Here is a 19,226-nt window from a genome sequence, read left to right as displayed (position 1 = left end):
CTTACAGCTGAATACCAGTGAATGACTGGAAGCCTAGTGCCATTAGACCCGCGATCATAAATACAGAACCTAGACCACGAACGCCATCTGGCATATCAGCATACTTAAGCTTTTCACGTACTGCCGCAAGCAACACAATTGCTATTGCCCAGCCAATACCACTTCCTACGCCGTAAACAACACTTTCGGTCAGGTTATATTCACGCTGTACTGCGAACGCTACACCACCGAAGATTGCACAGTTAACGGTAATAAGCGGAAGGAAGATACCTAGTGCGTTATAAAGCGCAGGGAAGAACTTATCTAAGCTCATCTCTAGGATCTGTACCAATGCCGCAATAACACCGATAAAGGTTAGGAAGTTAAGGAAGCTTAAGTCAGCTTCAGGGAAACCTGCCCATGCTAATGCGCCTGGAGCAAGAATGTTTACATAAATAATTTGGTTAACCGGAACCGAGATACCTAGTACCACGATAACAGCAACACCAAGACCCATAGCAGTTTTTACTTTCTTAGATACCGCAAGGAAGGTACACATACCTAAGAAAAGTGATAACGCCATGTTCTCAACGAAAATTGAGCGAACAAATAACGACAAATAATGTTCCATGACTTACTCCTTAGGCTCTACTTGCTCAGGACGGATGGTACGGATAACCCAAATCATACCGCCGATTAAGAAGAACGAGCTGAATGGTAGAATTAACAAACCATTACCTTGGTACCAGCCACCGTTTTGAACCAGTGGAAGGATTTCGAAACCTAAAATAGTACCGAAACCAAATAGCTCTTTAATTGTACCAATAACAATTAGAATGAAAGAGTAACCTAAGCCGTTACCAATACCATCAAGGAAGCTCATCAGAGGTGGGCTCTTCATGGCGTAAGCTTCAGCACGACCCATTACGATACAGTTAGTAATAATAAGACCAACGAAAACTGACAGCTGCTTCGATATTTCATACGAATACGCTTTTAGGATTTGGTCTACAACGATTACCAACGACGCAATAATGGTCATCTGGATAATAATTCGAACGCTAGATGGAATCTGGTTACGAATAAGTGAAATAAACAAGTTTGAGAACGCTACAACGCTTGTAAGCGCTAGCGACATTACCAAGGCTGTTTCCAGCTTAGTGGTAATTGCCAGTGCTGAACAGATACCCAATACCTGTAGGGCGATCGGGTTGTTGTCCAGGATTGGCCCAAAGAGGGCCTTTTTCATTTCTTTAGTATCTGCCATGAGACTTCCCTTATGAACGCCATGCTTGGTTCTTCAGGAACTGGCCGAAGCCTTGCTCGCCTACCCAGTAACGAATGGTGTTTTCAACACCGTTACTAGTTAGGGTTGCACCTGAAAGCGCATCGATAGTGTGAGGATTGCTAGGGTTAGCATTTTTCACTACGCGAATAGCAACTTCGCCATTCTCGTAAAGCTCTTTGCCGTCCCATTTTTCCTGCCAAGCAGGGTTTTGCACTTCACCACCTAGTCCTGGCGTTTCTTTTTGCTGATAGTAAATAAGCTCGCGAACCGTTTGGCCGTCTGCATCTATCGCTAAGAATCCGTACATAAGATCCCAAAGACCGCTACCGTGTACAGGTAAGATGATACGAGATACATCACCTGCTTCGTCACGAACTAAGTAAACACTCGCCACGTTAGGGCGACGTTGAAAACCAACATTGCTGTTAGTTACCTTTGTGCTGTACTCAGTTTGCTTAGCAGCTTTATACATATCGTAATCTGGAGCAGGCGCCTCAACAAAAGTGCCTTCTTCAAGATTTACGTAACGCTGCTCTACTCGCTCACTGTATGTGCTTTCGATAGCGTTGTTGCTCATGCCCATTTCGTAAAGGCCTGCAGCATTAAGAATGTTGCTCTTTTTATCAAGAGCCGCGTTTGTTTGCTGTAAAGAGCGAAGGCCAACAGCCGCGCCAGAAACAACAATTGAACAAACCAAACATACGGCAACTACTACACCGATAGTTTTGCCTAAAGATTCTTTCTTAGCCGACACGTGCTACCCTCCGCTTGATGTTGCTTTGTGCGACAAAATAGTCGAACAGTGGCGCCCACAAGTTAGCAAATAGAATTGCTAGCATTACACCTTCAGGGAAGGCTGGGTTAAGGACGCGGATTAGTACCGTCATGAAACCAATGAAGATACCGTAAGCCCACTTACCTTGGTTTGTGAACGACGCAGAAACTGGGTCTGTCGCCATAAAGAACATACCAAAAGCAAGACCACCAACAACAAAGTGCCAATGTGCAGGCATTGCAAACATAGGGTTAGTATCGCTGCCAATTAGGTTTAGTAGAGTTGCGAAGAAGGCAACACCTATCGCTACACCAGCAACAATGCGCCAGCTTGCTATACGCATGTACATGATGAACAAGCCACCAAGAATAATAGCAAGAGTAGATACTTCACCCGCAGAGCCCGCGATAGTACCGATAAAGCTATCCATCCACTGAGACATATCAGCGTAGTCTAGGTTACCCCAAGCTGCTTGGCTAAGAGACGTTGCACCCGAATAACCGTCTGCTGCTACCCATACTTGGTCACCTGAGATTTGTGCAGGATAAGCAAAGTAAAGGAATGCACGACCAGACAGAGCTGGGTTAAGGAAGTTACGACCTGTACCACCGAATACTTCTTTAGCGATAACAACACCGAAGGTAATACCTAGTGCTACTTGCCATAGAGGGATAGTGGCTGGAAGTGTAAGTGCAAACAGTACTGACGTTACGAAGAAGCCTTCGTTAACTTCGTGCTTACGCACAGAAGCGAAAAGTACTTCCCAGAAACCACCAACAGCAAACGTTACTGCATAAATAGGTAGCCAGAAACATGCACCGTAGAAAAATAGACCTAAAATGCCAGCATTTGTCAGATCACCACCTAATGCAGTGAAAAGACCCGCCTGCCATGTGTCAGGCAGCGTTCCCGCACCAGCAGCAATAGCTTCTTGCGCTTGGAAACCAATGTTATACATACCAAAGAACATAGCTGGGAATGTTGCCATCCATACCATGATCATGATGCGCTTAAGGTCAATGCTGTCACGCACGTGCGTGTTAGCTTTGTTTACTTTACCTGGCGTATAAAAGATGGTCGCTGCAGCTTCGTAAAGCGCATACCACTTTTCATGTTTACCACCTGGTTCGAAGTTTGGTTCGATCTTTTCTAAATACGCTTTTAAACCCATGACTTAACCCTCTTTCTCTATCGTGGTCAAACAGTCGCGTAAGATAGGAGCGTAGTTGTATTTGCCAGGGCATACATAAGTACACAATGCCAAATCTTCTTCGTCCAACTCTAAGCAACCCAACGTCTGAGCACCGTCAGTATCACCAGAAATCAGGTCCCTAAGCAGAAGCGTAGGAATGATATCTAGGGGCATAACGCGTTCGTAATTACCAATTGGAACCATAGAACGTTCAGAACCATTGGTAGTTGTTGTCATATCAAATTTCTTGCTGCCACTTAGGTGACCTAAGTAAGCACGAGTCACTGAGTGTTGGTTTGAACCAGGTAGGATCCAACCGAACAATTTCTTCTCGCGACCTTCTTTTAGTAGTGAAACTTGGGTGTGGAAACGGCCAAGGAAACCGTGAACGCCCATCGCTGTTGTACCACTTAGTACAGAACCAGAGATAACACGTACTTCACCGTCTACCTGCTCGTTGGCAGTTAGCTCGGTCACATCTGCGCCAATTACAGTGCGCACTAGACGTGGGTTTGTTGCAGCAGGACCTGCAAGTGAGATAACACGGCGGTTATCTAATTCACCCGTAGTTAGCAATGCACCAATCGCCATAACGTCTTGGTAATTGATGTGCCAAACCGTTTTGTTCATGCCGGCTGAATCAAGGAAGTGGATATGAGTACCCGGTAGGCCCGCAGGGTGAGGACCGCCAAACTCTTCAACATCAACTGCCGCATCGCCAGTAGCAACAGAAGCACCTGCCGCTTTACAAACGTAAGTTTTGCCACCACTCAATTGCGTTAGCGCTTTAAGACCATTTACAAAATCGTCTTGGCGCTCAGCAATAATCACAGCAGGATCTGCTGCAAGTGGATTAGTATCCATTGCTGTAACGAAAATTGAGCTTGGTACAGAGTCTAGCTGAGGCGATTTGCTGAATGGACGTGTGCGTAACGCTGTCCACATGCCTGACTCTACAAGGATTGACTGAAGCTGCTCACGTGTTGCGCTCGCGATCTGGTCAGCTGCAATTTTATCAAATGTTACGGCATCGCTGCCGTTCACTTTGATAACTACAGACTGAAGAACACGTTTTGCACCACGGTTAACCTCTACCACTTCACCCGCAGCGGGAGCAGTGAATTTAACGCCAGGATTCTTTTTGTCTTCAAAAAGAACCTGACCTTTCTTCACTACATCGCCAACTTGGACGTGCATGGTAGGGCGCATACCCACATATTCTTCTCCCAGAATGGCAACGCGCGTTGCAGCAGATGCATCAGCAATCTCCTGCTTTGGCGCTCCCTCAATTGGGAGGTCGAGACCTTTCTTGATTTTTATCATATGTAATTGCACTACTCTAATAGAAATACCCTTTTGCATGACCGCAGAAAACCTGCCTGTCAGCATGCAAAAACGCACTATTAACAGGTGTTAAACACCTTTTTTGTTGATTGATGGAACTTGCTGCAATTGCTACGGTCAGCCTGTTATGAAGCCGTAACGCATAATTCCTTAAGCGGACGCTTTGTTCGCCCTTTCTATATAGACCACCAGCAGAAATTTACACTTATTATTGTTGTTGTGTAGCTGCAATCGCCACTGCTGTTTTGGTAGAGGCAGAAAAGACCCCTACTTAATTTCGGGATTTTAGCATTAACCCATACGTTTGTGCCACGCTATTTCAAGATAAAGGCAAATTTTTCTACAATTTAATGTAAACCTTTGGTCTTATTCATTTACATTTTTTTCGCTAGCACCCTATATCGGCTTGTAATAATGCACAAAAAAGCCGTCAAATCAGACGGCTTTTGCACAAATAGCATTAAGTTAATTAATGGTAAGTTTAGGTTTTACCACTTAACCAATGGGTCAACTTCACTGTCGTAATCAACGCTGTCAATATCAAAACCAAACAGCTTTAGGAACTCATGGTGGTAACCTTTGTAGTCACTTAAGTCATGAAAGTTCTCTTGTGTCACTTGGTCCCATAGCGCCTTAATTTTCGCTTGGGTAGCATCGTTAGTTTCTTTGCCATCCATGCGATAGCGATTTGCTTCATCTAGCGTAGGAGTATTCCCAAATAGGCATTGTGTGAATAAACCATGAATTTGTTCAATACAGCCTTCGTGAGTGCCCTCTTCTTTCATTACTTTGTAAATAAGTGAAATATAAAGGGGCATAACGGGAATAGCAGAACTTGCTTGAGTCACTAGCGCTTTCAGTGAGCTCACGTTTGCTTGTACAAGCAAATCACTGTTTTTGCCAATAATGGCTGCAGCAGCGCGGTCTAGGTCTTCTTTTGCTTTGCCGATAGTCGCTTGACCGTAAATAGGCCATGTAAGCTCTTTACCTATGTAGGTATAGGCAGTGGTTTTGCAACCTTCTGCTAGCACATCAGCATCGCGTAGAAAGTCCATCCAACGTTCCCAATCTTCGCCACCCATCACTTTAATAGTGTTGAGGATCTCATCGTCATTGGCAGGCTCAAGCACCACTTCATGCACTTTATCTTTATCTGTATCGTAAGTTTTTGTGGTATATGCCTCGCCTACTGGCTTAAGTGTCGACTTGTAGGTCACGCCGGTTTGCGGGTCAGTTCTACGCGGAGACGCAAGACTGTAGATAACCAAGTCAACTTTACCCATTTCAGCTTTGATTTTTTCAATAGCTGCGTTTTTAATCTCATCAGAAAAGGCATCGCCATTAATTGTATCTGCATACAAGCCTTTTGCTTTGGCTTTTTCATGGAACGCTGCAGTGTTGTACCAACCAGCAGTACCCGTTTTGCGTTCCGTTGGTGCTTTTTCAAAGCACACACCTAGTGTTTTTGCACCATAGCCAAAGGCAGATGTGATGCGTGACGCTAAGCCATAGCCTGTTGAGCTACCAATAACCAGCACATTTTTAGGGCCTTCGCCTAAGTCACCTTTTGCTTCCACATAAGCAATTTGTTCATCAACCGCTTTAGCACAGCCTACCGGGTGCGCGTTTGTACAAATGAAGCCTCTCACTTTAGGCTTGATAACCATAATAATTTTCCTTATTTGAGCGTGGGGCTATTGTAATGCCGAAGCCACTGATAACAACTCGGAGCAGATGGAACTCCGCTGACCTTTAATACGCTTTTGTCAGCATATCGCATACATGCATAGTCACCAACAAAACATAGTAGCATCACATATTTAGATTTAAAAAAGCGAAACACAAACAACCTCAGAGTATGAGTGCACTGTTTGTTTACAAACTAAGCGTTAGAAAAGTAATAGACTAGAAGATAGAAAGGAATAACAGATGAAACAAAGAAGAATACAGGTATTCACAGGAGTACCACTGGGCACTCCTGTGAAGAAATCGTTAACCTAGAACGTCAAGAAGTTCTACGTCAAAGATTAGGGTGCTGTAAGGTGCAATAGCTGCGCCAGCGCCCTGCTCACCGTAAGCGAGGTCATGTGGTAAGTATAGACGATACTTTGAACCTGCTTTCATAAGTTGAAGTGCTTCAGTCCAACCTTTGATTACGCCGCCTACTGGGAATTCAGCTGGCTGACCACGCTCGTAAGAGCTATCAAACGTAGTACCGTTTATAAGCGTACCGTGGTAGTGAACACGTACTGTGCTAGAAGCATCTGGAGTCTCGCCGTCACCTTCAGTAACAACTTCGTATTGAAGACCAGATTCAGTTACGGTTACTTCGTCACGCTTTGCGTTTTCTTCAAGGTACTTTGTGCCTTCTTCAATAACCGCTTTGCTTGCTTCTTCTTTAGCAGCTTGCATACGCTTGTGAATTTCGCCAAACGCATCACGTAGAGTGTCGTTATCAACCTGAGGTGCTTGACCTGCGAAGGCGTCTTTAAGGCCAGCTACAACAGCGTCAATCGCAAGTCCGTCAAACGGATTTGATTGTAGTTGTTGACCCATTTGAAAACCAATGCCGTAGCTTGCTTGGGTTTCTACTGTATTGAATGTATCAGTCACAAGAACTCCTGAAATTAAATTACAAATGCAGTACAAATTTCAAACAAAACGCATAGCGCGAGAATGTTTCTGCATTTTCCGGTGCAAGAGTGTATCACACCACAAAATATCTTGCTTTGAGCAATGTTAACTAGGGTGCAAAAGTATCAAAATGTTGTAAATTATAACCGAAAGTGGTTAGACAAGTCGCAAAGGACACAGTATGGTTAGGCCCATATATTTAGGAGGAAAGCATGCAAACACACTACGATGCTGAACTGAAAGATACCGTTCGATACCTTGGTAAAACCCTTGGTGAAACAATCAAAAATCAATTAGGTCAGGAGTGGCTAGACCGTATTGAAAAGATTCGAAAAGGCGGCCGAGCTTCTTATCAGGGAGACGCTACTTGTAGCGAAGAACTGAAAGAAACTTTCAAAACAATGTCTGACAGCGATTTGCTTACTGTTGGTCGTGCCTTCGCACAATTCTTGAACCTAGGTAATATTGCCGAGCAAGAATACAACGCGGCGATGAATGTTGATGCATCGATTGATGCTCTGTTTAAACACCTAGATAAAGCAGAACTGACTGCTGACAAAGTACAAGACGCCGTTGCAAAACTAAACATTGATCTTGTACTAACCGCGCACCCTACCGAGGTTACGCGCCGTACACTTATTCATAAACACAAAGAGCTAGCGGATTGTCTTCAGGCTGTGCATCAAGCATCGTTAAGTGATGTTGAGCGCAAAAAGATAGAAACACGCATTGCTGACCTTATTGCGCAAGCTTGGCACACCGAAGAAATTCGTTCAGTGCGCCCGACGCCTGTTGATGAAGCGCGCTGGGGCTTCTCGGTCATTGAAAACTCATTGTGGGAAGCGGTACCTGACTTCATGCGCGAGCTTGATGGTCGTTTAAACGAAGATTACGACGTATCGCTACCGCTAGATTCGTCACCAGTACAATTTAGCTCTTGGATGGGTGGAGACAGAGACGGCAACCCATTTGTTACTTCAAAAGTAACTGAGCAAGTATTGCTGCTGGCGAGAAAGCGCGCGGCGAAGCTTTTCGCAATCGACCTAGATCGTCTGCAAGTAGAACTTTCAATGTACGATTGCAACGAAGAACTACGTGAACAAGTAGGTGATGCAAACGAACCGTACCGCGCCCTACTTCGCCCGTTGGTTAATAAGTTTATTGCTACTCGTGACGGCATTGCCGACTATCTTGCAGGTAAAAACCCAGACACGTCTAACTGGATAGAAAGCGACGATGAGCTTATCGAGCCGTTGATGCTTTGCTATCAGTCACTATTAGACTGCGGTATGCAGGTTGTTGCTAACGGCCTACTTCTAGACACCATTCGCCGTGCTCGCGTATTTGGTATTCATCTTCTACGCCTTGATGTACGCCAAGACTCTGAACGTCATGCAGACGTATTTAGCGAACTCACTCGCTATTTAGGTTTAGGCGATTACGCACAGTGGAGCGAAGCCGACAAGCAAGCATTCTTATTGCGCGAGCTTGGCTCAAAACGTCCGCTATTCCCTGCTCAATGGGATGCATCTGACGATGTAAAAGAAGTACTAGAGACCTGTAAGGTCATTGCAAAACACAGTAAGCATGGCTTTGGTATCTACATTATCTCTATGGCAAGTGAGCCATCAGATGTCATGGCGGTTCAGCTGCTTCTTCAAGAAAGCGGTGTAGATTGGCCGATGCCGGTAGCACCACTATTTGAAACGCTTGACGATTTGAACAACTCACCAGATGTAATGCGCAAACTCCTGTCTATCGACTGGTATCGCGGTTACGTGAAGGGCCGTCAGTTTGTCATGATTGGTTACTCTGACTCAGCGAAAGATGCAGGCGCATTGGCTGCTGGCTGGGCACAGTATCAGTCGCAAGAAGCATTGGTTGCCATTGCAGAAGAATTCGACGTAAGCCTAACCCTGTTTCACGGACGTGGCGGTACGATTGGTCGTGGTGGATTGCCAGCACACGCTGCTATTTACTCACAGCCTCCTGGCTCACTAGAAGGCGGTTTCCGTGTAACAGAACAGGGCGAAACTATTCGCTATAAGTTCGGTATGCCAAAACTGGCTAAACGCAGCCTAGGTATTTACGCCAGCGCCATTATTGAAGCCATGTTGTTCCCACCTCCGGCACCAAAAGAAGAGTGGCGTGAGCTTATTACCGCAATGGCAGCGCAAGGTCGTGATAACTACCGTGCGACTGTACGTCACGATGAAGAGTTTGTACCTTATTTCCGCGTGGCTACACCAGAGCAAGAGTTAGGTAAACTACCTCTAGGCAGCCGCCCTGCTAAGCGTAAACCACAAGGCGGAATTGAGAGCTTACGAGCTATCCCATGGATCTTCGCTTGGGCACAAACCCGTTTAGTGCTGCCAAGCTGGTTAGGCGTTATGCGCGCTATTGATAGCGTGAAGACCCCTGAGAACGAGAAAGTGGTTAACGAAATGTTCAGCGAATGGCCGTTCTATCGCTCTCGTCTTTCGATGCTAGACATGGTGTTCCACAAAGCTGACCCACGCATTAGTGAAGCTTATGATGAGCGCCTAGTACCTAAAGAGCTTAAGCACTTTGGTGAAGCGCTGCGTAGCGAACTTAAAGAAAGTATCTCGTCACTGCTGGCAATCACAGGCGATGACGACATTATGAAGAACGACCCGCAAGGTAAAGAGTCGATGGAGATCCGCGCAGGATACCTTCAGCCACTTCATTACCTGCAAATTGAACTTCTAGATCGTATCCGTAAAGCCGGTGACGATGCGCAGAACACTAGCCTAGAACGCGCCATGATGGTAACCATTGCAGGTATTGCAATTGGGATGCGTAACACAGGTTAAGCACTTCGCTAATCAATAAGATAAAAAAGCCCGCTTCATTAAAATGAAGCGGGCTTTTTGTTGCTTACGTGTTTTTACTTACACTTAAGATAAGTACTAACAAGTAAGGTCGAAGCGGTCTGCGTACATCACCTTTGTCCACGCTGCAACAAAGTCTTTAACAAACTTCTCTTTGCTATCATCTTGCGCGTACAGCTCAGCATACGCTCGCAACACTGAATTTGAACCAAACACTAAATCAAAACGCGTAGCGGTATACACTTCGTCACCTGATGCTCTATCGACAATGGCATAGCTGTTTTTCCCAGTCGGCTTCCACATGTATTTCATGTCGGTAAGATTTACGAAGAAATCCGTGCTCAGCGTGCCCACGTTGTCGGTGAATACACCATGCTTACTTCCGCCGTAGTTAGTGCCCAGCATACGCATACCGCCTACTAGCACAGTCATTTCTTTTGCCGTTAGGCCAAGCAACTGGGTTTTGTCTAGCATCAGCTCTTCAGGCTTAACTGCAAAGTCTTTTTGAAGGTAGTTTCTGTAACCATCTGCAATTGGCTCTAGCGGATCAAACGATTCAGCATCGGTCATGTCGTCAGTAGCATCGCCGCGTCCTGGTGAGAAAGGAACAGGTACGTTGAAGCCTGCCGCCTTAATACCTTTTTCTATGCCCACGTTACCTGCTAAAACAATGGTATCTGCTAGGCTTGCACCCGCCGCGTCAGCAAGAGGAGCAAGAACCTCTAGCACTTTATTTAAACGCTCAGGCTCATTGCCTTCCCAATCTTTCTGGGGAGCTAGACGAATACGCGCACCGTTAGCGCCACCACGTAAATCTGAGCCTCTGAAAGTACGTGCGCTATCCCACGCCGTTGCCACCATTTCGCCAACAGATAGCCCTGACTCTGCAATTTTACTCTTCAATGCTTCAACGTCATATGACGTGCTGCCTTCTGGAACAGGATCCTGCCAAATTAACGTTTCTTCTGGTACATCAGGCCCTATGTAACGAACTTTTGGTCCTAGGTCGCGGTGAGTAAGTTTAAACCATGCACGAGCGAACACTTCACTAAAATATTCGTGATCGTTATAGAATTTTTCAGAAATTTTTCTGTATTCTGGATCCATTTTCATCGCCATATCGGCGTCGGTCATAATGGGGTTATAGCGTTTCGATGGGTCTTCAACATCAACAGGCTTGTCTTCTTCTTTTATATTAATTGGCTCCCACTGCTCAGCGCCCGCTGGAGACTTTTTCAGTTCCCAATCGTAATTAAGTAACAGATGGAAATAGCCGTTATCCCATTGCGTAGGATTGGTTGTCCACGCTCCCTCAATACCACTTGATACGGTATCGCGGCCAATGCTGCGGCTCTCGTGGTTCATCCAGCCAAGACCGGCTTCTTCAATGCCTGCTGCTTCAGGGTCTGGTCCTAACGCTTCTGCGCTTCCGTTACCGTGGCATTTACCGACCGTGTGACCACCGGCTGCTAATGCAACGGTTTCTTCGTCGTTCATTGCCATACGCGCAAAAGTTTCACGTACGTGGGCTGCGGTTTTAAGTGGATCTGGCTTACCGTTAACGCCTTCAGGGTTTACGTAAATAAGGCCCATTTGTACAGCGGCCAAAGGGTTTTCCATGGTTTCAGGGCTATCAACATCGTCATAGCGTTCATCACTAGGCGCTAACCATTCTTTCTCAGCCCCCCAGTAAACGTCTTTCTCTGGGTGCCAAATATCTTCACGACCGAAGGCAAAACCATAAGTCTTAAGACCCATGCTTTCATACGCAATGGTTCCGGCAAGAACAAACAAATCAGCCCAGCTTAACTTGTTGCCATACTTCTTTTTAATTGGCCAAAGCAAACGGCGAGCTTTATCTAAGTTAACGTTATCCGGCCAAGAGTTAAGCGGTGCAAAACGTTGGTTACCTGTTGAAGCGCCTCCGCGACCGTCCGCAACGCGGTACGAGCCTGCAGCATGCCACGACATACGGATCATAAGACCGCCATAGTGCCCCCAATCTGCTGGCCACCATGGCTGAGAATCTGTCATCAAATCAGTAAGATCTTTTTTAAGGGCTTGAAAGTCTAGTTTTTTAACCTCTTCACGGTAATCGAAGTCATCTCCCATTGGGTTTGTCTTCGTATCGTGCTGATGAAGAATGTCTAAGTTTAAGGCTTCAGGCCACCAGTCCATTACTGTTGTCCCCGTGGCTGTTAAACCACCATGCATGACTGGGCATTTTTTTGCCGAATCATTCACATCACCTAACTTTGCATTACTCATATTACATCCTCTTTGCCTATTCGTTAGCGTTATACAACTCACATGTTAGTTAAGTTATAGGATTGACCTATGGAGTTACGCTGTCACGTTACCATTTGATACTAAATCAGCGTTCTTCAAGCATAGTCAAAGTTTTACGCTTTGCCATAATTCAAAGCATTAACTCACAATACGAGCACTTGCCCATATAAGACCATTTGAGGAAAACGCCACCCTTTTCGTTTGTCCTGTAATAATGAGCAAAATAGCGATAATTTGTATATTGCGATAGTTCGAAAGTAATTAATTGAATATGCATTTTCTGTTCGCCTAGGTAGCAACTTTAATAGGATAAACGCCGATTTACCTAAAGGCTGAACTCATAGTTTTGTAGCTAGGTTTTGGGTAGTTTTTGAGTAGGTATGCTGGATTACTTAGGTAGATCTGAGTTAGCGCTTCTGCAGCTGAATGAAGATAAACAGACAACAAAAATTCTAGATATATAAGGTTGTAACAGATTGCTCTTTTCAAAAGAACTTAAGTGATTAGGCTATCGGGGCGTTTGGAGTTGACGGGGCTTTGATAAGTAAGCTCTCCTGTGCCAAGAATGCCGTGGCGAATCCTACAAAGACGCAACAAAAAAGGCTGGATACGTAAGGTCGTAACAGACTGCTCTTTTAAAAAAACTTAAGTGATTAGGCTATTGGGGCGTTTGGAGTTGGCGGGACTTTGATAAGTAGGCTCTCCACCGCATGGATGCGGTGGCGAAGCCTACAGGGAAGTATTCACGGCGTGCCTACGTTCAAAGGCCCGCCAATGACACTCACCGATTAGCCGTTTACGAAGTCTACGCCTAGCTTGATGTCGCCACGTAGGCCTTCAAGCATGTCGTTTTTCGCTTTTTCTTCAAACGCGCTTAGCTCACCGTATGGCAAGATTTCTTCAACACCGTTTGCGCCAAGGCGTACTGGGTGTGCGAAGAATGCTGCGTCGTCGCTGTCGTCAGTTTGTACGTAAGTGTACTCAACAACGTTCTCACCTTGCATTGCTGCAACTAGAGACAGACAGAAACGAGCTGCTGCTTGACCCATTGAAAGGGTTGCAGAGCCGCCGCCCGCTTTCGCTTCAACAACTTCAGTACCCGCATTTTGGATACGAGTAGTTAGGCTAGATACTTCTTCGTCTGTAAACTCTACGCCTTCAACTTGTGAAAGAAGAGGAAGGATAGTTGTACCAGAGTGACCACCGATTACCGGTACGTGCACAGAAGATACGTCTACATCTTTAAGTTCAGCAACAAAAGTTTCAGCACGGATAACGTCAAGTGTCGTTACACCGAAAAGCTTGTTCTTGTCGTAAACGCCTTTAGCTTTAAGCGTTTCAGCTGCAATAGCAACAGTAGTGTTAACTGGGTTAGTGATGATACCAACACACGCGTTCGGGCAGTTATCAGCTACACCTTCGATTAGGTTTTTAACAATGCCGGCGTTGATGTTGAACAGATCAGAACGATCCATACCTGGCTTACGAGGCATACCCGCTGGAATAAGAACTACGTCTGCTCCAGTAAGTGCATCAGCTAGGTCATCTTTACCGTGACCGGTTACTTTTACCGCAGTGGGGATGTGGCTCAAATCAACGGCAACACCAGGAACAACTGGCGCAACGTCGTAAAGCGCTAAATCTGAACCTGCTGGCAATTGTGTTTTCAACAACAAAGACAGCGCCTGACCAATACCACCGGCAGCACCTAACACGGCTACTTTCATACCATTTCTCCTATGGGATTACTTCACGTATTTAAACGGAACGTCACACTAATGCAACGCGGGGGAAAACTCAATCACCGGATCGTCTTATTAACGTTATTTATGGCGATTTTCATTCGATATTCATTATCATGAATGATTATGCAAAGAAATTGCGCAAAGTCTACCTGTACGGCACAATATACGCATACTAAATACAATTCCTTACGATAACACTTAAAAAAGAAAAGAGCGCTAATGGCAAACGCAAAACAAGAGCAACTCATCAAAGCTTTTAAAGAAATCCTAAAAGCAGAAAATTATGGTTCGCAGGGCGAGATTGTTGACGCTTTAAAAGCACAAGGTTTTGACAATATCAGCCAATCCAAAATCTCTAGAATGCTAAGTAAGTTTGGTGCAGTACGAACCCGAAACGCACGAGGAGACATGGTTTACTGTTTGCCTCCTGAATTAGGTATGCCTACCGCCAAAAGCCCGCTTAAACAGTTGGTATTAGATATTGTGCACAACAATGTCATGGTTATCATTAGAACTAGCCCAGGTGCAGCACAGCTTATCGCTCGTCTACTCGATTCATTGAGTAAAAAAGACGGCGTATTAGGGACTATTGCAGGTGATGACACTATTTTCATTGCCCCTGCTGACGTGACAAGAATTGAAGAATTAAGACAACGCGTTGAAGATTTATTTGAAAATGTTTAGTTAAGGCAACTAAAAGCTGATAAACAAGAAACCGCATACAAGATGCGGTTTCCAAATAGGTTATAAGCTAAGATTATCCTAAGATAGAAGCTTAATTAATGCATCTGCTGCTGGGCGTGATGACGGTGGATTCTGCCCCGTTACCAACAAACCATCTGTAAACACTTTGACGGCGAAATCGTCAGCACTTTCGTATTTACCACCCTTTTTAACTAGCTCATCTTCAACCAGATAAGGAACAACGTCAGTGAGTTCCATTGCAGCTTCTTCGCTGTTTGAGAACCCCGTTACTTGTTTGCCATCAACTAAATATTTGCCATCTGGAGTTTTAACGTCCTTAAGCACGATTGGAGCGTGGCACACTGCACCAACAGGCTTATTCGCGGCAATTGTGTCTTCGATTAACTTAATCGAGTGCGCGTTATCAGAAAGGTCCCATAGCGGGCCATGGCCACCAGGGTAAAACACGGCGTCGAACTCATCTGCACGCACGTCTTCAAGCGGTATAGTCGAGGCGATAGCACTACGCGCTAACTCATCTTTTGTATACCTTATTGCGTCGTCTGTCATCGCATCATCTGCAAGGCTATTGGGGTCAATTGGCACTTGCCCACCCATTGGTGATGCCAGCGTAATCGTATAGCCTTGGTCTTTAAATGCATAATATGGCGCTGCGAACTCTTCTAACCACATGCCAGTTTTCTTACCCGTATCACCCATAATTTCGTGAGACGTCATTACCATAAGCATACGTTTTGTCATAAGCCCTCCTTGCGAGCATTTAAAAGTTTTCTCGTCAGTTAGTTCGTGTTGTGGGGAGACTTAGATCATAAGCAAACACTGTGATCGATTAGTGGCTTATGTGTGAGATAAATCGCAGGCATAAAAAAAGTGCCACTTCCTGTTAAGGAAAGTGGCACCTAACACTACAAACTTTTTTATACTAAGTGATTAGAAGTCGTATTTAATACCGAACTGCACTTGCCATACTGATTGGTCAAGCACTTCTAGGTTTTTGATACGTGAATCACTGTTCAGGTCAAAATATTCATATTGACCATCTACTATATTTGCAGAAACGACAGCACGCTCGTATTCGTATCGAGTACGTTCAATACGGCCCCAGTCATCATTCAATAAGTTACCAAAGTTCTCAATATCAAAGAAAACCGTCAACTTATGCTCAGGGTAAAGCGCTGGTAGTTCTTGTTGAATACGCACATCAATGATTGTTGACCAGCGAGAATTGTCGCCATTACGTTCAGCAATTCCACCCTTATACTGAGCTAGCTCTGAACTATTGATATAGTCGATGAACTCTTGCTGAGCTGCTAGGTCACCACCAAATGAAGTTGCTGCAAACAATGGATCATTGATGCCATCTGGAACGTAAAGCAGGTGTCCTGCATCATCGTTACGGCTTTCACGCGCACAACGACCACCACCAACATCTAGCACACATGCGTTGTTTTCATCGAATGTGTAGCTATAAGGCTGGCCAGAGCGACGCTCGGCAAAGATTGAAACAGTCGTTTCATAGCCGTCAATTAACTCTTTCTTCCAATTGAAGCGCATTTTCCAAAGGTGCTCGGTCTGGAAGTTAGACGTGCCAGCTTGTGGTTGTTGACGATCATAAGCAGCAAAGTCGGAGTAGTTAGATGTCGCAGTTGAAGATGTACCATAGCCGATATCTTCTACGTCAGCATAAGTATAACTTGTAAAGAAGTCGAATGAGCCATAAGAGGTATCCCAGGCTTTTGAAGCAGACAAGGCGTATAATATTGAATCACCTTCATCAATTGAGCTAGTTACGATAGCTTCAGGACCTTCGCTACAGTCATAAACACCACGACCATCAGGAGCTGTGCTAACTGGGTTTTCGCAGCGTTGATCATACCAGTAAGTAGCATTTTCAAGCTTGTTGTAAAGCACATCAGCAGAGAACAACCAACCTTCAAGTTCTTCCATCTCTGGCTCGTGAGCAACACCTAAGCTTACTTTCCAAGTTGTAGGTATATCAAAGTCATCTGCCAGCGCGTTCACATCGCCATCTGGGTCAATGTTAGCAAGTTGTTCAAGAATGTTCTGTGGAATGTACTGGCCTGTAGCAGCATCTGGTGTAGTAGGAACTTGGTATGTCTGACCAGAACCAAAGTCTTGATAATTGTCAGAAATTACGCCGTCATTTGAGTAGCTGTTTGATACCCAAACGCTTGGCGCACCACCAGAGAAGCGACCAATACCACCACGTACAGTTGTATAATCAGACGCGTACCACTGGAATGACACACGAGGAAGAATTACATCCAGCCCATCAACATCGTTGGTGTTTGAGTAGCCGTAGCGGTCCACAAAGTTTTGGTTCTCGCGGATAGAGCCTTCAGCTTCATACCAGTCATAACGGATACCAGCGTCAATCGTTAACTCAGCTGTCGCTTCCCAAGAATCTTGGAAATAAAGTGAGTTGTAGTTATAACCCCAGATAGCACGAAGGTCGTTCTCGTCATTTGTAACAGCATTATTGTAAAGAAGCGCAGAAGCTTCAGCATTTGCAAGGTCTTCTAGACTATTAAATAGATATGAACCTTCAGAGTTTTGGGCAAATAGGTTATTAACATCTACTTCTTCGCGCTCATAACCAAGCTTCATGATATGGTCGCCAGTTGTGTAGATACCAACTAGTTTAATTTGGAAGAAATCCTGATCGAGAGAGTTACCGTGACGGAAGCGGTCTGGACCAATCGTCAAGTAATTTTCATCGCCATCTACTTCACGTAGGAAAACGGCAAAGTTAGGGAACTCAGAACCATTTAGTGACTCTTGACCCGTAGCTTGCGTTGTTTTCGCTACCTTGAACTGTGTAGAGAAGTCTGAAGTCCAGTCAGAGAAGACGTGTGCAATGAAACTTTCAACCTTTTCTGAGCGGTCATACCACGCAGAAGATGCGCCAAGTACTTCGTCTTGCGCTAGGAAGTTGTTACCATTTTGCTCATTGATTGAGTTACCGTCGGTAAGCATATAAGTAAACTTAGCGCGGTGATCATCGTTGATATTCCAATCGATATTTGCAAGAACTTTCTCGTCTTGTACATCGTCTTTCTGGAAGTTGCCTATGTCAAAGCCCCAAACGTCAGAAACGATTTGAGAAACTTGAGCAACATCATCTAGCGTGATATTTGGAACTTCATTAACGGCGCCTGACCCAGCAGGCCCACGATTAAGCGGTGCTACAGATTCAAATTTATCGTAAGCAACAAAGAAAAAGAGCTTATCTTTTATTAACGGACCACCTAAAGTGGCAACAAACGTTTCTTCTTCGAAATCAAGATTGAATTCTTCATCGCCATTGTTATCGCCAGCGACTGAATCGTCAGTGTAATAGTAACCAACTGAGCCGTGGAATTCGTTCGTACCTGATTTGGTTACAGCGTTGATTGTACCACCGGTAAAACCGTTATACTCAACGTCAAACGGCGCGGTCTGGATTGACAAAGATTCAATTGCATCATAAGAAATTGGAGAGCGCTGAGTAGGGTAACCGTTAGCGTTAAGACCGAAACGGTCGTTTAATGCTACACCATCCACTGTCAAAGAGTTGAACTTATTATTCGCACCCGCAATGCTAAGCTCTTTTGAACCACCGCTTTGAACGTTTACTGATGCAAAAGGGTCAAGTTGAGCTGCATCTGTAATATCACGGTCAATTGATACTACTTGCTGAAGCGCTTGAAGACCAAGACTTGTGCTAAGTGCTTCATTACTATACCCAGTGCCTGCAGAGCTACCAGTTACAGTAATAACTTCAGTGCTACGAGACGACTCAAGTTGAATTGGAAGATCCAACGCTTGGTCTAGAGAAAGATAAACGTTTTCTACTTTCGCAGGAACGAAACCATCACCTGATATAGTGATAGTATAAGGGCCACCCACGCGAAGACCGCGCGAAGAAAAAGTACCGTTTTCATTTGTGATTGCTACTGACGAAGTACCTGTAGGTTCGTGTTTAATTGTGACTGTCGCGCCAGAAAGGTCTGAGCCCGCTTCAGTGACAACATTACCTCGAATAGACGACGTTGTTGTCTGTGCCGTGGCTGTACCAGCCAAACCTGCAGCGACAGCAACAGCGATCGCTACGCGACTTAGCTTTGCTTTAAAGTTCATGTGTGTGTTTCCCTTTTTGTTTAAAATTCTTTCTTACACGGTGTAGTGTTGAGTAAAAATACCACAATCAAGCCGTGCTTAAACCCGAATGCTACAAATTGTCGTAAACCTTCGTGTCAGTTTTATTACAGTTTTACATTTTTATTTAACACCAAGCGCCCGAAGCTATTGAGTTTGCAATTTTTTTCTTGACCATATGGTCAAGTTAATTTACTTGTTATTATTATTCTCAATGTGTGACGATTAGTTGAGTCTATTCTTGACAGATACACGACTAATAAAC

The 19,226-nt window shown here is 44.8% G+C and carries 13 protein-coding genes; 2 read left to right on the top strand and 11 right to left on the bottom strand.

Annotated features, from left to right (window positions below):
• Position 1 precedes the first annotated feature (1 nt).
• From nqrE to IW644_RS15275, 7 genes are all read right to left on the bottom strand, one after another.
• Entirely contained in the window at positions 2–610 is a 609-nt protein-coding gene (gene nqrE, locus IW644_RS15305) for an NADH:ubiquinone reductase (Na(+)-transporting) subunit E (protein WP_015068138.1), read from the bottom strand.
• Positions 611–613: 3 nt separating this feature from the next.
• Positions 614–1,246, bottom strand: coding sequence for an NADH:ubiquinone reductase (Na(+)-transporting) subunit D (locus IW644_RS15300; RefSeq protein WP_015068139.1), 633 nt, complete (start codon positions 1,244–1,246; stop codon positions 614–616).
• Between the two features lie 10 nt (positions 1,247–1,256).
• A complete protein-coding gene (locus tag IW644_RS15295; RefSeq protein ID WP_269918319.1) occupies positions 1,257–2,021 on the bottom strand; it encodes a Na(+)-translocating NADH-quinone reductase subunit C in 765 nt (254 codons plus the stop codon).
• Positions 2,011–3,213, bottom strand: coding sequence for an NADH:ubiquinone reductase (Na(+)-transporting) subunit B (locus IW644_RS15290; RefSeq protein ID WP_269918318.1), 1,203 nt, complete (start codon positions 3,211–3,213; stop codon positions 2,011–2,013). Before IW644_RS15290 ends, IW644_RS15295 begins: the two co-directional genes overlap by 11 nt.
• Before the next feature lie 3 nt (positions 3,214–3,216).
• On the bottom strand, positions 3,217–4,557 hold the full coding sequence (locus tag IW644_RS15285) for a Na(+)-translocating NADH-quinone reductase subunit A (protein ID WP_269918317.1): 1,341 nt from the start codon (positions 4,555–4,557) through the stop codon (positions 3,217–3,219).
• 509 nt (positions 4,558–5,066) lie between these two features.
• Positions 5,067–6,245 (bottom strand): enoyl-ACP reductase FabV, encoded by a 1,179-nt coding sequence (gene fabV / locus IW644_RS15280; protein ID WP_269918316.1) that lies wholly within the window; start codon positions 6,243–6,245, stop codon positions 5,067–5,069.
• A gap of 325 nt (positions 6,246–6,570) precedes the next feature.
• Positions 6,571–7,191 carry an FKBP-type peptidyl-prolyl cis-trans isomerase gene (locus IW644_RS15275; protein WP_269918315.1) on the bottom strand — a complete coding sequence of 207 codons (621 nt, stop codon included), beginning with the start codon at positions 7,189–7,191 and terminating at the stop codon, positions 6,571–6,573.
• A 233-nt stretch (positions 7,192–7,424) separates the two neighbouring features.
• Here IW644_RS15275 and ppc point away from each other — a divergent pair, with 233 nt between their 5' ends.
• Complete coding sequence (gene ppc / locus IW644_RS15270; RefSeq protein WP_269918314.1) at positions 7,425–10,046, top strand: phosphoenolpyruvate carboxylase; 2,622 nt, start codon at positions 7,425–7,427, stop codon at positions 10,044–10,046.
• Between the two features lie 96 nt (positions 10,047–10,142).
• On the opposite strand, the gene katG is transcribed toward ppc, so the two are convergent.
• Positions 10,143–12,332, bottom strand: a complete 2,190-nt coding sequence (gene katG, locus IW644_RS15265; RefSeq protein WP_269918313.1) for a catalase/peroxidase HPI — start codon at positions 12,330–12,332, stop codon at positions 10,143–10,145.
• A gap of 809 nt (positions 12,333–13,141) precedes the next feature.
• The gene (mdh, locus tag IW644_RS15260; protein ID WP_015068149.1) at positions 13,142–14,080 is read right to left on the bottom strand and encodes a malate dehydrogenase; all 939 of its coding nucleotides are present in this window, start codon (positions 14,078–14,080) and stop codon (positions 13,142–13,144) included.
• 237 nt (positions 14,081–14,317) lie between these two features.
• On the opposite strand from mdh, the gene argR reads away from it, so the two are divergent.
• On the top strand, positions 14,318–14,782 hold the full coding sequence (argR, locus tag IW644_RS15255) for a transcriptional regulator ArgR (protein WP_179984645.1): 465 nt from the start codon (positions 14,318–14,320) through the stop codon (positions 14,780–14,782).
• 78 nt (positions 14,783–14,860) lie between these two features.
• Here the strand turns inward: argR and IW644_RS15250 are convergent, their stop codons facing one another.
• Positions 14,861–15,544 (bottom strand): type 1 glutamine amidotransferase domain-containing protein, encoded by a 684-nt coding sequence (locus IW644_RS15250; protein ID WP_269918312.1) that lies wholly within the window; start codon positions 15,542–15,544, stop codon positions 14,861–14,863.
• 189 nt (positions 15,545–15,733) lie between these two features.
• Positions 15,734–18,943 carry a TonB-dependent receptor gene (locus IW644_RS15245; protein WP_269918311.1) on the bottom strand — a complete coding sequence of 1,070 codons (3,210 nt, stop codon included), beginning with the start codon at positions 18,941–18,943 and terminating at the stop codon, positions 15,734–15,736.
• Between the last annotated feature and the right edge of the window lie 283 nt (positions 18,944–19,226).

This window comes from Alteromonas sp. PRIM-21, assembly GCF_027563165.1.
Taxonomy (GTDB): Bacteria; Pseudomonadota; Gammaproteobacteria; order Enterobacterales; family Alteromonadaceae; genus Alteromonas; species Alteromonas macleodii_A.
Note: the sequence above shows the minus strand (reverse complement) of the source record. Positions and strands in the feature narration are given on the sequence as shown.